Here is a 15,273-nt window from a genome sequence, read left to right as displayed (position 1 = left end):
TTTAAAAAGTTCTTTGACTATACTTAATCATATATGTATTTTTTCTTTAAATAAAAAAAAAGTAATAATTTAATGATTTAATCATTACAGAAATAAGTTTTTTTAATGATTTTTTATCTATGATATAAGCTGGCATAATATATATTAATTTTTTAAATGGTCTAATCCAAACACCGTTTTTAACAAAAAATTGTTGAATTTTTTCAATATTTATTTCTTTTTTACAATCAATAACAGCTATAGCACCTAATATTCTAATGTCATCAACCATGGGATGATTTTTTATTGGTAACAAGTACTTATATAAGATTTTATTAATATTAAAAACTTGCTTTTTCCATTTATTTTCTTGTAATATATTTAAATTTTCTGTGGCTACAGCACATGCTAATGGATTTGCCATAAATGTTGGACCATGCATTAAACATCCTGGATAGTTATTACTAATTTTTTTAGAAATTTTTTTAGTAGTTAAAACAGCTGATAAAGTTAAAGTTCCTCCCGTAATTGCTTTTCCTAAACATAAAATATCAGGAGAGACATCAGCATATTCATAAGCAAATAATTTTCCTGTTCTTCCAAAACCAGTTGCTATTTCATCTAAAATTAATGGTATTTTATAATAAGTACAAAATAATCTAACTTTTTTTAAATATGTTGGATGGTAAAATCTCATTCCTCCAGCACCTTGAACTATTGGTTCTAAAATAACAGCAGCTATTTTTTTAAAATTTTTTTTTATTAAAATTTCAAAAGAATTAATATCATTTTTTATCCATTCCCCCCCAAATTTTGATTTAGGAGAATCCGCAAAAAAATGGATTGGTAAATAGTTTCTATATAATTTATGTATTGAATTTTCAGGGTCGGAAACAGACATTGCTGAAAATGTATCTCCATGGTACCCGTTTTTAATAGTAAGAAAAAATCTTTTTTTAAAATCTTTTTTTTTCCAATATTGTAATGCCATTTTCATCGCTATTTCAATAGCAACAGAACCAGAATCAGCTAAAAAAATATGCTCTAATTTTCTATCAGTCATAGAAATTAATTTTTTACATAATGATATTGCTGGCGGATGAACAATTCCACCAAACATAATATGAGAAACGTTTTTTATTTGATTCTTTAATGCTTGATTTAAACGAGGGTTATTATAACCATGTATAGTTGCCCACCAAGAAGACATTCCATCAATTAATTTTCTTCCGTTACTTAGTGTTAAAAAAACTCCTTTAGCAGAAACTATAGGATAACAAGGCAATGGATTTATTATTGAATCATAAGGATGCCAAATATGCCTTGAATTAAAAATTAAGTCATTTTTATCCATTTCGAATATATAAAAAATATAAATTTTTGTATAATACATATTATAAACTTTTACTTTTAAAATACCATAAAATATTTATAAGGTTAAACATGAAAAAATTGTGGTCTGTTCCAGAAATTAAAAAACTTTTTGATACTCCTTTTTTAGATATTATGTTTTATGCTCAAAAGATTCATAGAAAAAATTTTGAACCTAACAAAATCCAAATCAGCACATTACTTTCTATAAAAACAGGTACTTGCCCTGAAGATTGTAAATATTGCTCTCAAAGTTCACGATACAAAACTAATATAAAAAATGAAAATTTAGTTAAAATAGAAAATATATTAGAGGCTGCTAAAAAAGCAAAAAAATCTGGTGCTGAAAGATTTTGTATGGGAGCAGCTTGGAAAAACCCCAAAGAAAAAGATATGATTTATTTAGAAACAATTATTAAAAAAGTTAAAAAATTAGGTATTGAAACATGTATGACATTAGGATCTCTTTCATTTTCACAAGCAAAAAGATTGTCTAATGCTGGTTTAGATTTTTACAATCATAATTTAGATACTTCAGAAGAATTTTATAACAAAGTTGTAACTACTAGAAGTTATCAAGAACGATTAGATACTATAGATATAGTTAGAAGCACAGGAATGAAAGTATGTTCAGGAGGAATTATGGGCCTTGGAGAAACTGAAGAAGATAGAATTAAGTTATTAATAAAACTATCTAATTTACCTAAACCTCCGGAAAGTGTACCAATTAACATGTTAGTTAAAATTCCAGGAACACCTATGGAAAATAATAAAATTATTAATAAATTTGATTTTATTAGAACTATTGCCATTGCAAGAATAATGATGCCAACTTCTTTTATACGTTTATCTGCAGGAAGAGAAGAAATGAGTGAAGAAATGCAAACAATGTGTTTTATGGCAGGTGCAAATTCAATTTTTTATGGATCAAAATTATTAACTACTAAAAATACAGATGAAACAAAAGATCTCTCCTTATTTAAAAAATTAGGAATTAAAATAAACATAAAAAATAAAGTTAAAAAATAAGATTTTATTTTTGTTAGCAAAAATAATTTAAATATATAAATAAAATATTTGTAAATAGAATATAATTCTAAAATTATATAATTTTAGAATTATATTCATATTTTAATAAAAAACTTCTTATTTTTTAATTAAATTTAAGAAAATAATTAATAATAATTATTATTATAATTTAGAGTTAAAATAATGAAAAAAAAAATTTTCTTTGTGACAGGAACAGATACTAATATTGGAAAAACTACAGCAAGTATTTTGCTATTAAAAGCTGCAAAAAAAATAGGTTATTCTACAGCAGGGTATAAACCTATTGCTGCAGGATGTAAAAAAACAAAATTTGGATTAAGAAATGAAGATGCTCTTTTATTAAAAAAATATAGCAGTATACAGTTATCATACAATGAGGTTAATCCTTATCCCTATAAAATTTTTCATCCTCCATCTTTTGATGTGAAAGAAAATAAAAAAAAAGGTGTAAGTTTTAAAAAAATTTCCTTAGGTTTAGCTAAATTATCTAAAAAAAAAGCTAATTGGATAATAATAGAAGGAGCGGGAGGTTGGCATACGCCGTTATCAACTAATTATTTATATTCTGATTGGGTTATTAAAGAAAAAATAAATGTAATATTAATTGTTGGTATAAAAATAGGATGCATCAATCATGCTATTTTAACTAGTAATGAAATTATAAGTTCTGGAGCTTTTCTTTCAGGATGGATAGCAAATCATTATAATAAAAAAAATTCTGATTCAGCTTTATATATTAATTTTATTAAAAACAAAATACCGATTCCTTTTTTAGGAGAAATACCTTATGTTCAAGATATAGAAAAAAGATTTAATATGAATATTAATTTTTTTCCAAACATATTAAATTTTAATAAAAAATCGATGTTTTTTAAATAATTTTTATATTTAGTTAAAACTAACTTTCTTATTTTTTAAAAAAAAAGAAAATTAGCTTAATTTGTAATATTTAAGATTAAAAAATATATTTAAAAAAAATTATTTGTTATAAACAGGATATTTTTTACATAAACTTAAAACTTTTTTCTTTATATTAAAAATATTATTTTGATCATTCATATTGCTTAATATATCACAAATCCAATTAGCTACTTTAGAAATATCAGATATTTGAAATCCTCTTCTAGTAATTGCAGGTGTTCCTATGCGAATCCCTGAAGTTATAAAAGGTCCATTCATATCATTAGGAATAGTATTTTTATTGACAGTAATATTTGCTTTTCCTAAGATAATATCTGCTTCTTTTCCGGTAATTTTCTTATTAGATAAATTAATTAAAAATAAATGATTTTCAGTTTTTTTAGATACAACATTAAATCCTCTTTTTAAAAAAATTTTTACCATTTCTTTTGAATTTCTTATTATTCCTTTTTGGTATAAAGTAAACCAAGGTTCCATTGCTTCTTTAAAAGATATTGCTTTTGCTGCTATGATATGGACTAAAGGTCCTCCTTGATTACCTGGAAATACTGATGAATTTAATAAAGAATAAAATTTTTCGTTCTGATTTTTTGATAAAATTAAACCTCCTCTAGGTCCACCTAAAGTTTTATGAGTAGTTGTAGTAACAACATGAGCATAATTTATTGGACTAGGATATAAATTTGCAGCTACTAATCCAGCGATATGAGCCATGTCGACAATAAAATAAGCATTTATTTGATCAGCAATCCATCTCATTTTTTCCCAGTTACAAATACCTGAATATGCTGAAAATCCTCCTATAATCATTTTAGGTTTATATTTTTTAGCTAATTTTTCTATTGCAAAATAATCAATTTCTTCATTTTTATTTAATTCATATGAAATAACTTTATATAATTTTCCAGATAGATTTACCGAAGCTCCATGTGTTAAATGTCCTCCATGTGATAAAGACATTCCTAAAATACAATCCCCAGGTTTTAATAAAGCAGTATATACTGAAAAATTAGCTTGAGATCCAGAATGCGGTTGTACATTAGCATAATCAGCATTAAACAATTTTTTTGCTCTATTTATTGCCAAATTTTCAATTATATCTACGTACTGACATCCTCCATAATATCTTTTATTAGGATAACCTTCAGCATATTTATTAGTTAACCAAGTTCCTTGAGCTTCCATTACATAAGGACTGACATAGTTTTCTGATGCTATTAATTCAATATGTTGTTCTTGACGAATTTTTTCTTTTTGTATTGCATTCCATAATTCCGTATCATATTCAGAAATTTTTTTTTGAGGAAGAAACATAATATCTCCTGATTTTTTTTTCTATCAATTATATATTTTTTTATTAATTAAATAATTTATTTTAAAACATGTAACTTTTTTGTAGAAATATTTATATTTTTTAAGTTTTTTTTAAAATTTATAAATTTTATATGACTTACAAAACATTTTTATTGGTATATCAAAGTATTATTTATGTAATTTTTCTTTAAGAAAAAGAAATAATTCATTTTCGGAAAATTTAAAATTAATTTTTTTTTCAAGATCTTTAATAAAAATAGTCTTTGTTTTAATATCTTTTGAAGTAATAAAAATAAAAATTTTTGCATTCAATTCATTTGCTTTTTTTAAATGTTTTTTTTCAGTTGTATATGATGTTTCTAATAACATTTTTACATTTTTAAAAATTTTTCTTATTTTTTTACTTAACTTAATAGTTTCTAAATATAAATTTGGATATAAAAAAGAAACGAACAAATCGATTTTTTTAATAAATAAATTTAATTTTTTTGATATTATTAAATTTAATGAAATTAATCTTTCCATTCCTACAGCACATCCTATTGCTGGAGAAGAATAGTTTCCAATTTTTTCTACAAGATTATCATATCTTCCTCCAGCACATATTGTATTTTGTGACATATTACTGGAATAATATTTCCATTCAAAAACAGTATCATTATAATAATCTAATCCCCTAACTAAATTGTTATTAACAATATACTTAATATTTAAGGAATCTAATAATTTGCAAAAAAAATTAAATCTAAAAATAGATTTTTTATTTAAAAAATTAAATAATTTAGGAGCATCGAGAAGTAATTTTTGAACTTCTTTATTTTTGCTATCTAAAATTCTAAAAGGATTTTGTAACAATCTATCTTTAGATTGCTTATCTAAATACGATTTATTTTTAATAAGAAATTGAGTTAACTCTTTTTGATAGACTTTCCTATCTTCTATTGAACCAATAGTATTGATTTCTAAAGTTAAATATTTATCAAGATTTAATTTTTTCCACCAATCTATATTAAGTAAAATAATTTCTATATCAATTTCCGGCTCTGAATATCCAAATATTTCTACTCCTAACTGAAAAAACTGTCTATATCTTCCTTTTTGAGGCCTTTCATATCTAAACATTGGACCAATATACCATAATCTTTGTTTTTTTTTAAATATTAAACTGTTAGCTATTGCTGCTCTAACACAACCTGCGGTTCCTTCTGGTCGCAAACAAATTTTATTGTTACTTTTATCTCTAAAAGAATACATTTCTTTTTCAAAAACATCAGTAATTGTACCAATTGATTTTTTAAAAAGTATTTCTTTTTCTACGATAGGCAATCTAATTTCATCATAACAATAATTAATTAATGTTTTTTTTAATATATTTTCTATGTAGTTCCACTTAATTACATCATCTGGAATTAAATCATGCATACCTCTTATAATTTGTGTAGTATTATTCATTTATTTTTCCTATATCTAATAAAATTTATAGTTAATTTTTATATTTTTAACTCATTGTTTAATTGACCACATGCTGCATAAATGTCTTTTCCTCTATTTTTTCTAATAGAATTAAAAATTTTTCTTTTAGTTAAAATATTTGAGAAATGAACAATATTACTAATGCTACTAGCTCTATACATGGAATTTGGAAAAGAATTCCAGGGAATTAAATTAACTTTGCTTGGAATATGTTTTAAAACTATAGCTAATTCTTCAGCATTTTTAAAAGAATCATTGATTTTATCAAGCATAACATATTCTATTGTTACTTTTCCTTTATTGGCTTTAGAATTTTTAAGATAATTATTTGCAGATTTTATTACTGATTGAATATCATATTTTTTATTAATTGGCATTAATTTATTTCTAATTTGATTATTTGATGCATGCAAAGAAATAGCTAATCTAACATCTACTATTTTACTTAGTTTATTTATCATTGGAACTATCCCAGATGTAGACAAAGTAACTTTATATTTAGAAAAATTAAAACCATTTTCATTTAATATAATATCTAATGCTGTTATCATATTTTTAAAATTTAGCAAGGGTTCTCCCATACCCATAAAAACAATATTAGTTATTTTTTTTATTCCATTGTTTTTATTAGCTAATTTTAATAAGTTCCATAACTGACCAACAATTTCAGAAACTTTCAAATTTTTTTTAAATCCCATTTTTCCGGTATAACAAAAATCACAATTTAAAAGGCATCCAATTTGAGATGAAATACAAATAGTTGCTCTATTTCTTTCAGGGATATAAACAGTTTCTACATAATTTTTATTACTTAAAAAACTCCATTTTATCGTTCCATCAAATGACTTTTTTTCTTGAGTAAAATCAGGAGATTGAATAAATGAATATTTAATTAATTTATTTTTTAATTTTTTACTAATATTAGACATTTTTGAAAAATCATCACAAAAATGATGATATATCCATTTCATTATTTGATTTGCACGAAAAGGTTTTTCTTGAATGTATATTAGAAATTCTCGCATTTTTGAAACATTTAAATCAAGTAAGTTTATTTTAGACATTGTTATAATGTTAGATATATCATTAAATTTAAAATTCATTTTTTATTAATCCTTTTTTTTAAATAATAATTTAAATTCATTAAAAAAATAATTATGTAATTAAGCTTATTTTTAAAAATATATTTTAAAAAAATCAATAATTAATGTAAAAGACACATAAGTACTTAGCTGATATAATTAACATTATTTATAATAATTTAAGAATATAATATGCATCCAATGCTGAATATTGCCATTCGAGCAGCTAGAAAGGGTGGTAATGTTATTAATTACGATTTTGATAATCAAAATATTTTTTTAAAAAATAAAATAGAACATTCTAAAAAATTAGAAAAAACTATTTTTTTTTCTTATAAAATAATGAAGAATATAATTCTTCAAACTTATCCTAATCATTATATATGTAAAATTGATGAAAAATTTAAAAAAAATAAAGAAAAAAATATTCAATGGTTAATTAACCCTTTAAATGGAATAGAAAATTTTAAGAATAATTTGCCTCATTTTTGTATTTCTATTGCTGTGATAATAAATTTTCGTTTAGAAATTTCAGTAATTTATGATCCATTAAAAAATGAGTTATTTACTGCAGTACAAGGAAGAGGAGCTCAATTGAATGGTTATAGAATAAGATGTAATAATGATCATATCCAGAAGAAAATAATTATAGCAATTAATCAACCTTTTAATAGTCTCCAACATATTACTTATTATCAAGAAATATTTAAAAATTTTCTTATTGAAAATATACATTTTCGATGTACAGGATCTAAAATGTTAGATTTTGCCTATTTTTCTAGTGGTAGATTAGATGGATTATTTTATTTTAATTTAAAAAATGTATATGATAATTATATGGCAGGGATATTACAAGTTCAAGAATCTGGAGGATTAATTAGAAATTTTTCCGAAGAAAATATTTTATTTAAAAAAAATTCGATTTTAGTAGGAAATTCTTCTTGTTTAAAAAAAATTTTTAGGAATACTTAATATTTTTTATAAATAAATTTTATTAGAAACAACATTTAATTTTTTTTAATATCGGTAATATTTTTACAAAAAATATTATATAAATTTTTAATTTAAATTCATCAATTCTATAAAAAACAGCTTAATTAAATTGATTTGATTTATTTTAAATATACGAAAGTTTTTTAAAAATATAAATTTCGTATATTTAATAATTATTTAAAAAAAATTTCTATTTTAGACTTGTATAAAATTTTATACAATTTTTATATGTAGAGATAATAATTTAAATAAAAAAAATTTTTTTAAAAAATGATTTCGGTAATAAAGTTAATAATACACTTATAATTATAGGAATAAAAAATAAATATTCATCTAAAGAAATACTATTTCCATAAATAAAAAATTCTAGTAACTCTGAAATTATTGGAATAATTAAGAATACTATTGAAGCATAAAAATTATTAATACATTTTTGAAGATAAAAATACATTAATATTGCTCCTATGCTAACAAAAGTACTTAAATAAAAAACCGCCATTATTGAAACAAAAGAAAATTTTTTAAGAGAAGGATTTTCTATAAACCAAGCTATGATTGTTAATAATATTCCAGAAAAAAAAGAAGGAATGGTATTAAATGTAATAATTGAAATTTTATAAGATTTTTTTTTACATAAAGCATAAATTATAGAATGACTAACCATAGCAAAAATTAAAGAAAAAATTCCAATTAAAGAATTAAAATGACGAGAATATAATTCTTTTCCTACTAAAAGAATTAGTGATACTATTGATGTAAATATACCTAATCTTCTCGAAAAATATGTTTTTTCTTTTAGTAAAATAATAGATGATATTAAAACAATTACTGGCATATTTGAAAATATAATAGATGCCAATACAGAATTTAAAGTACTACCTGCATATAACATTAATGAAAATGGAAAAAGAAAATAAAAAATAGATATTATTAATTGAAATTTTCTTTGTCCTAAAGGAAAAAATAATGGAGCTTTTCTAAAATAGGCGATAGTTAATAGTAACGGAAATGATAATAAGAATCGAAATCCGGTAGCAAATAAAGGGGGAATAGTATTAGTTGCTATTTTCATAGCTATCCATGTTGTTCCCCAAATAAAAGAAACTAAAATAAATAGTGAGATTATTATCACTTTTTGCACTAAAAATCTCCTGTTTCATATAATAATTAAACTTAAATAAATATTTTTTTATATAGAAATAATAGTTAAATATATATTTTTAAAAAAATGATTTAGTATAAAAAATTAAGTATTCAATAATAACATTAGAATTTAAAAAAAATAAAAAAATGAAAAAAATATTAAATAAAATTTATGAAAAAAAAAATATCAATGAAAAAGAAAGTTATCTTTTATTTGAAAGTATTATCAAAGGGAAATTAAATTCTGTGCAATTGTCAGCAGTTTTAATATCAATGAAAATAAGAGGGGAAACAGATATAGAAATTTTAGGTGCTGTCCAAGCATTTTTAAAATACTCAAAACCCTTTCCAACTCCATCATATATTTTTGCAGATATAGTTGGTACTGGAGGAGATAAGTTAAATAAAATTAACATTTCAACAATAAGTGCTTTTGTAGCAGCATATTGCGGTTTTAAAATTATAAAACATTGTAATTATAGTATTTCAAGCCAATCTGGATCTGCAGATTTTTTAAAATCATATGGAATTGAACCAAAGATGTCAGTTAAAAAATCTTTAAATTTATTAAGAAAAAAAAACATTTGTTTTTTACTTGCTTCGGAATATCATTCCGGTTTTCAACATTCTAAATCAGTTCGAAAAGCATTAAAAACAAGAACCATATTAAATATAATAGGTCCATTACTAAATCCAGCAAAGCCTAAATTAGCAATTATTGGTGTATATAGTAAAGAACTATTACTTCCTATTAGTAAAGTGTTAAAAAAATTAGAATATAAACATGTAATTTTAGTTCATAGTAACGAATGTGACGAAGTAACTTTATGTAATTCAACAGAAATTGTAGAACTATATAAAGAAAAAATTTTTACATATACCTTATATCCGAGAGATTTTGGTATGAACTCATATTCAACAGATATGTTAATAGGAGGTACAGTAAAAGAAAATTATGATATTATGAAATCTATTTTAAAAGGTGAAGGAAATTCTGCTTATGCTGAAACAATATCAGCAAATGTAGGATTATTACTAAAATTATTTGGCCATAAAAACTTAAAAGAAAATACTGATTTTGCGCTAAGAAGTATTAAAAGCGGAAAAATTTATAAATTTGTAAAAAATTTTTCAAATCAAGGAAAATTATGATTAATTCTATCTTAAGAAAAATAACATTAGATAAACTTAGTTGGATTAAAGATAGAAAAAAAAAACAACCATTAAAAAAATTTCAGAATTTTCTAGAAAAATCTGAACGTAATTTTTATTCTTCTTTACAAGATAAAAAACTAAATTTTATTTTAGAATGTAAAAAAAAATCTCCTTCTTTAGGAGTTCTTAACAAAAAATTTAATATTATAGAAATTTCTAAAATATATACAAAATATGCTTCTGTTATTTCTATATTAACAGAAGAAAAATATTTTCTAGGAAAACTTGAGGACATTAGAACTGTAAGAAAAAATGTAACTCAACCTATTTTATGTAAAGATTTTTTTATTGATCCTTACCAAATATATTTGGCAAGATATTATGGCGCAGATGCTATTTTATTAATGTTATCTATATTAAATTATGATCAATATATTTTGTTTTCAAATATAGCTCATGAATTAAATATGGGAGTTTTAACAGAAATAAATAACGAGAAAGAATTAAAAATAGCTATAGCTGCTAAATCCAAGGTAATTGGGATTAATAATAGAAATTTACATGATTTATCGATTGATACAAACAAAACAAAACAAATAGCACCTTTAATACCTAAAAACATTAAAATTATTAGCGAATCTGGAATTAATAAATATTCTCAAATAAGAAAACTAAGTCGAATAGTACATGGATTTTTAATCGGTTCATCTTTAATGCAATCAAAAGATTTAGATTTTGATCTAAAAAAATTAATTTTAGGAAACAATAAAATTTGTGGATTAACAAATTTAAAAGATGTAAAAAAAGTAAAAAGTTCTGGAGCTATTTATGCAGGATTAATTTTCTGTCCTTTTTCTAAAAGAAAGATATCTGTTAAAAAAGCTAAAATATTAACTAATTCAATTAAATTTAATTATGTCGGTGTATTTCAAGATTCTTCCATAAATTATATTTTATCTGTAATAAATGAAGTAGCTTTAAAAGCTATTCAACTACACGGGAATGAAAATCAAGAATATATTTCTTTTTTGAAAAGAAAAATTCCAAAAAATATTTCCATATGGAAAGCTTATAGTATAAAAAAAAATATTCCACCTTTAAATTTAAAAGATATAGATTTTTATTTATTTGATAATTTACAAGGAGGTAGTGGGAAAACTTTTGATTGGTCTATTTTTAAAGATAAAATTTTGAATAAAGAAAAAATACTTTTAAGTGGAGGTATTAATGAAAAAAATTGTTTGTCTGCTTTAAAATTAGAATTTTCTGGATTAGATTTTAATTCTGGTGTAGAAAAAAAAATTGGTATAAAAAGTAACAAAAAAATTAAATTGATATTTAAAATATTAAGAAATTATTCTTAATGTATAAAAAAAATATAAGAAAAAGAAATAATGAAATTATTAAACCCATATTTTGGAAAATTTGGAGGTATGTATGTACCTCAAATTCTAGTTCCCGCTTTATATGATTTAGAAAAAATGTTTATTAATTGTAAAAAAGAAAAAAAGTTTAAAAATAAATTATCTGAATTATTAAAAAATTATGCAGGAAGACCAACTCCTTTAACATTATGTAGAAATTTAACTAAAGATACAAATACTCGAATTTACATTAAAAGAGAAGATTTATTGCATGGAGGAGCTCATAAGACTAATCAAGTGTTAGCTCAAGGAATGTTATGTTTAAAAATGAAAAAGAAAGAAGTTATCGCTGAAACAGGAGCAGGACAACATGGGGTAGCTGTATCAATGATCTGCTCTTTATTGGGATTAAAATGCAGAATTTATATGGGAAAAAAAGATATTGATCGACAAAAATTAAATGTATTTAGAATGAAACTAATGGGTGCTAAGGTTATTCCCGTAAATGTTGGTTCTTCTAGTTTAAAAGATGCTTGTAACGAAGCATTAAGAGATTGGTCTGGAAATTACGAAAATTCTTACTATATGATAGGAACAGCTGCCGGCCCACATCCATATCCTAGTATAGTAAAAGAATTTCAAAAAATTATTGGAAAGGAAAGTAAAAAACAAATTTTAGAAAAAGAAAATCGTTTACCTGATGCAATAATTGCTTGCATAGGAGGAGGTTCTAATGCTATTGGAATATTTTCAGATTTTATTAAAGAAGAAAATGTTCGTTTAATAGGTGTGGAAGCTGGTGGAAAAGGATTGCATACTAAAAAACATGGCTCATCTTTAGCATTAGGAAAAACGGGAATATATTTTGGAATGAAATCAAAAATTTTACAAAATAAAGAAGGACAAATTGAAAATTCCGCTTCTATCTCCGCCGGACTAGATTTTCCTTCTGTAGGGCCAGAACATGCTTGGTTACAATCTACAGGAAGAGCAGAATATGTTTCCATAGAAGATTCAGAGGCATTAGAAGCGTTTAATATTCTTTGTAAAACAGAAGGGATTATTCCTGCTTTAGAATCAGCTCATGCTTTATCTTATGCAATTAAATTAATGAAAAAAAATCCTAAAAAGAAACAACTATTTATTGTAAATCTTTCAGGAAGAGGAGATAAAGATCTTAATACTGTTTATAATTCTTTATTAGAAAAAGGAGGGGAATATGTCAAGATATAAGAATATGTTTAATTACCAAAAAAAATTAAGAAATGAAGGCATGTTTGTTCCTTTTATAACAGTTGGAGATCCTTCTTTTGATATATTTTTAAAAATAGTAGATGCTCTCATAAAAAAAGGAGCTAATGCTTTAGAACTAGGTATTCCATTTTCCGATCCCATGGCAGATGGACCAATAGTTCAAAATGCAAATTTAAGAGCTTTTAAGGCAGGTATTAATATTCAATCTTGTTTTTCTTTAATATTTAAAATTAGAGATAAGTATCCTAATATTCCTATAGGAATATTAGTTTATGCGAATATTATTTTTAAGTACAAGATTTCAAATTTTTATACTAAATGTAATAATATTGGCATAGATTCTATACTAATTCCTGATGTTCCAATAGAAGAATCTCTTCCTTTTTATGAAGAATCATTAAAAAATAATATATCTCAAATATTTATTTGTCCTCCTAATGCAAATGAAATTTTTTTAAAAAAGATTTCTTCATATGCTAAAGGATATATATATATATTATCTAGACCAGGTGTTACTGGAATTCATCAAAAATCTTATTCTATAAATAAAGATATGATAACTAAGTTAAAGAAATATTCTTCAATTCCTTTGTTACAGGGATTTGGAATTCACAAAACTGAAGAAATTAAAAATTCTATAAAAATGGGGATGTCTGGTGTGATCTGTGGATCTATTTTAATTAAAATAATAGAAAAATACTCCACAGAAACAAAGACTATGATTAAAAAAATTAAGGAAAAAACAGAGTTTCTTAAACTATCTACTAAAAATATATATTTTTAAATAAAAAGTTATTAATATTTATAAATAAATTAAAAAAGATATTTTTAGAAATCCAGTTTTCGTATAAAGGATGATAACGTATGTATATTACAAGTAAATTATTATTTAACGATTCCAAAAATTTTTTTATAAAAAATTTTTGGATAATATTCTTGATTTCTCTTTTTTCTGCCTTAATCGCAATGACTATAAGTTACTTTATTGATCCAGAATATAGAAAATTAAGTATTTTTTATGAAATGAATAAATATAATACTAATTATTTATTTACAAAAATTCAAAGCATGCATGTTTCAGAACAAAAAATATTATTTAGATTACTATTCTCTAAAATTTCTTCTTATTTGATAGCTAATACAATTTTATTAAGTGGAGTTATAGGTATTCTTGAATTATTTTTTTTAAATAAAAATAATTCATGGAAAAAAAAAATTTATAAAATGATTATTTTTTTTCCAGATCTATTATTAATGGTTATTGTTTTAACCATAATTGTTCAGTTTGGATCAATGATTTTTATAATCCCCGGTTTATTTATATTTAGTTTATTATCATTATCTCCTATAATTTTATTTACTGAAGAAAAAAATGTAATTTTTTCAATTAAAAAAAGTATAAGTATAAGTTTTAAAAATATGAGATTTATTTTTCCAAGCATAATGTTTTGGATATTTAGTAAAAGTATAGTTTTAATTATTAGTTTTATTACTAATACAATAATTTCACCATATTCTAATATTTTTTTATTATATGGAATTAATAATCTTTTATTATCTTTTTTAATTATATATTTGTTTCGTTTTTATATTTTTTTTATTAATGAAGATAGAGACTTTTTATAGTGATAATTTTGTTAGATATGTTTTCAATGCTGATTTTTTATATTATATATCTTCTTAAATATAAGATTTTATTTGCATCTTTATTTTTACTTTTATCTTTAACATTTTTATTATTAATCTATTTTATAATTTATAAAAAAATAGATTTAATAAATTTAATTAATTTTTCATTAATAACTTTTATTGGATTAAATTCTATATTTTTTAAAAATTTTTTATTTATACAATGGAAAGTCGCTATGTTAAATATAACTCTTGCAATTATTTTTTTGTTTAATCAGTTTTTTATGAAAAAAATTTATTCAAAATATTTTTGAAAGAAAAATAAATCTTTCGAATTAAGAATGCAAAAAAAATTAGTTTTTTTTAGTCTTTTTTTTTATTTTCTTAGGAATGCTTAACGCCTATGTAGTTTTAAATTTTTCTAAAATAATATGAATAAAATTTAAAATTTTTAGAATAGTTCTTATAACTAGTGTTGCTTTTTTATTAAATCTTTTTTATATCTTTAATATAAAAAATAAAAATAAATAATTTTTTTAATTAAT

Annotated in this window: 13 protein-coding genes and 1 pseudogene; 9 read left to right on the top strand and 5 right to left on the bottom strand. The window is 22.5% G+C overall.

Translation table 11 applies throughout. The features are described from left to right. Positions 1-46 precede the first annotated feature (46 nt). Positions 47-1,333: an adenosylmethionine--8-amino-7-oxononanoate transaminase gene (bioA, locus tag RJT65_RS01245; protein WP_343153160.1), complete on the bottom strand. Its 1,287-nt coding sequence runs from the start codon at positions 1,331-1,333 to the stop codon at positions 47-49. Between the two features lie 89 nt (positions 1,334-1,422). On the opposite strand from bioA, the pseudogene bioB reads away from it, so the two are divergent. Both bioB and bioD read left to right on the top strand, forming a co-directional pair. Further along, positions 1,423-2,346, top strand: a pseudogene (bioB, locus tag RJT65_RS01240) (biotin synthase BioB); the annotation flags it as partial. A 216-nt stretch (positions 2,347-2,562) separates the two neighbouring features. Then, complete coding sequence (gene bioD / locus RJT65_RS01235) at positions 2,563-3,279, top strand: dethiobiotin synthase (protein WP_343153157.1); 717 nt, start codon at positions 2,563-2,565, stop codon at positions 3,277-3,279. Positions 3,280-3,378: 99 nt separating this feature from the next. Here bioD and glyA read toward each other — a convergent pair whose 3' ends face one another. From glyA to rlmN, 3 genes are all read right to left on the bottom strand, one after another. Continuing rightward, positions 3,379-4,635: a serine hydroxymethyltransferase gene (gene glyA, locus RJT65_RS01230; RefSeq protein WP_343153155.1), complete on the bottom strand. Its 1,257-nt coding sequence runs from the start codon at positions 4,633-4,635 to the stop codon at positions 3,379-3,381. A gap of 168 nt (positions 4,636-4,803) precedes the next feature. Beyond that, positions 4,804-6,087 (bottom strand): histidine--tRNA ligase, encoded by a 1,284-nt coding sequence (gene hisS, locus RJT65_RS01225; protein WP_343153153.1) that lies wholly within the window; start codon positions 6,085-6,087, stop codon positions 4,804-4,806. 38 nt (positions 6,088-6,125) lie between these two features. Beyond that, positions 6,126-7,211: a 23S rRNA (adenine(2503)-C(2))-methyltransferase RlmN gene (gene rlmN / locus RJT65_RS01220; RefSeq protein ID WP_343153151.1), complete on the bottom strand. Its 1,086-nt coding sequence runs from the start codon at positions 7,209-7,211 to the stop codon at positions 6,126-6,128. Between the two features lie 171 nt (positions 7,212-7,382). Between rlmN and RJT65_RS01215 the strand changes: the two genes are divergently transcribed. Beyond that, a complete protein-coding gene (locus tag RJT65_RS01215; protein ID WP_343153149.1) occupies positions 7,383-8,162 on the top strand; it encodes an inositol monophosphatase family protein in 780 nt (259 codons plus the stop codon). 265 nt (positions 8,163-8,427) lie between these two features. Here the strand turns inward: RJT65_RS01215 and RJT65_RS01210 are convergent, their stop codons facing one another. Beyond that, the gene (locus tag RJT65_RS01210) at positions 8,428-9,324 is read right to left on the bottom strand and encodes a DMT family transporter (RefSeq protein WP_343153147.1); all 897 of its coding nucleotides are present in this window, start codon (positions 9,322-9,324) and stop codon (positions 8,428-8,430) included. A 149-nt stretch (positions 9,325-9,473) separates the two neighbouring features. On the opposite strand from RJT65_RS01210, the gene trpD reads away from it, so the two are divergent. The 6 genes from trpD (at position 9,474) to RJT65_RS02615 (ending at position 15,042) form a co-directional block, all read left to right on the top strand. Next, entirely contained in the window at positions 9,474-10,478 is a 1,005-nt protein-coding gene (trpD, locus tag RJT65_RS01205) for an anthranilate phosphoribosyltransferase (protein ID WP_343153145.1), read from the top strand. Then, positions 10,475-11,845: a bifunctional indole-3-glycerol-phosphate synthase TrpC/phosphoribosylanthranilate isomerase TrpF gene (gene trpCF / locus RJT65_RS01200; protein ID WP_343153143.1), complete on the top strand. Its 1,371-nt coding sequence runs from the start codon at positions 10,475-10,477 to the stop codon at positions 11,843-11,845. Before trpD ends, trpCF begins: the two co-directional genes overlap by 4 nt. A 30-nt stretch (positions 11,846-11,875) precedes the next feature. After that, positions 11,876-13,078: a tryptophan synthase subunit beta gene (gene trpB, locus RJT65_RS01195; protein ID WP_343153142.1), complete on the top strand. Its 1,203-nt coding sequence runs from the start codon at positions 11,876-11,878 to the stop codon at positions 13,076-13,078. Continuing rightward, complete coding sequence (gene trpA, locus RJT65_RS01190) at positions 13,065-13,883, top strand: tryptophan synthase subunit alpha (protein ID WP_343153140.1); 819 nt, start codon at positions 13,065-13,067, stop codon at positions 13,881-13,883. Before trpB ends, trpA begins: the two co-directional genes overlap by 14 nt. A gap of 80 nt (positions 13,884-13,963) precedes the next feature. Continuing rightward, positions 13,964-14,725 carry a YciC family protein gene (locus tag RJT65_RS01185; protein ID WP_343153138.1) on the top strand — a complete coding sequence of 254 codons (762 nt, stop codon included), beginning with the start codon at positions 13,964-13,966 and terminating at the stop codon, positions 14,723-14,725. Between the two features lie 17 nt (positions 14,726-14,742). Beyond that, the gene (locus tag RJT65_RS02615; RefSeq protein ID WP_428994326.1) at positions 14,743-15,042 is read left to right on the top strand and encodes a septation protein IspZ; all 300 of its coding nucleotides are present in this window, start codon (positions 14,743-14,745) and stop codon (positions 15,040-15,042) included. Positions 15,043-15,273 lie beyond the last annotated feature (231 nt).

It is taken from the genome of Buchnera aphidicola (Mindarus japonicus) (genome assembly GCF_039393905.1).
Classification (GTDB): Bacteria; Pseudomonadota; Gammaproteobacteria; order Enterobacterales; family Enterobacteriaceae; genus Buchnera_A; species Buchnera_A aphidicola_B.
This window is presented reverse-complemented; position numbering and strand designations above follow the sequence as displayed.

Bases quoted from the DNA above. Each gene is read 5' to 3' on its own strand.
- bioA (WP_343153160.1), bottom strand. From the start codon at position 1,333: ATGGATAAAAATGACTTAATTTTTAATTCAAGGCATATTTGGCATCCT.
- bioD (WP_343153157.1), top strand. From the start codon at position 2,563: ATGAAAAAAAAAATTTTCTTTGTGACAGGAACAGATACTAATATTGGA.
- glyA (WP_343153155.1), bottom strand. From the start codon at position 4,635: ATGTTTCTTCCTCAAAAAAAAATTTCTGAATATGATACGGAATTATGG.
- hisS (WP_343153153.1), bottom strand. From the start codon at position 6,087: ATGAATAATACTACACAAATTATAAGAGGTATGCATGATTTAATTCCA.
- rlmN (WP_343153151.1), bottom strand. From the start codon at position 7,211: ATGAATTTTAAATTTAATGATATATCTAACATTATAACAATGTCTAAA.
- RJT65_RS01215 (WP_343153149.1), top strand. From the start codon at position 7,383: ATGCATCCAATGCTGAATATTGCCATTCGAGCAGCTAGAAAGGGTGGT.
- trpD (WP_343153145.1), top strand. From the start codon at position 9,474: ATGAAAAAAATATTAAATAAAATTTATGAAAAAAAAAATATCAATGAA.
- trpCF (WP_343153143.1), top strand. From the start codon at position 10,475: ATGATTAATTCTATCTTAAGAAAAATAACATTAGATAAACTTAGTTGG.
- trpB (WP_343153142.1), top strand. From the start codon at position 11,876: ATGAAATTATTAAACCCATATTTTGGAAAATTTGGAGGTATGTATGTA.
- trpA (WP_343153140.1), top strand. From the start codon at position 13,065: ATGTCAAGATATAAGAATATGTTTAATTACCAAAAAAAATTAAGAAAT.
- RJT65_RS01185 (WP_343153138.1), top strand. From the start codon at position 13,964: ATGTATATTACAAGTAAATTATTATTTAACGATTCCAAAAATTTTTTT.
- RJT65_RS02615 (WP_428994326.1), top strand. From the start codon at position 14,743: ATGTTTTCAATGCTGATTTTTTATATTATATATCTTCTTAAATATAAG.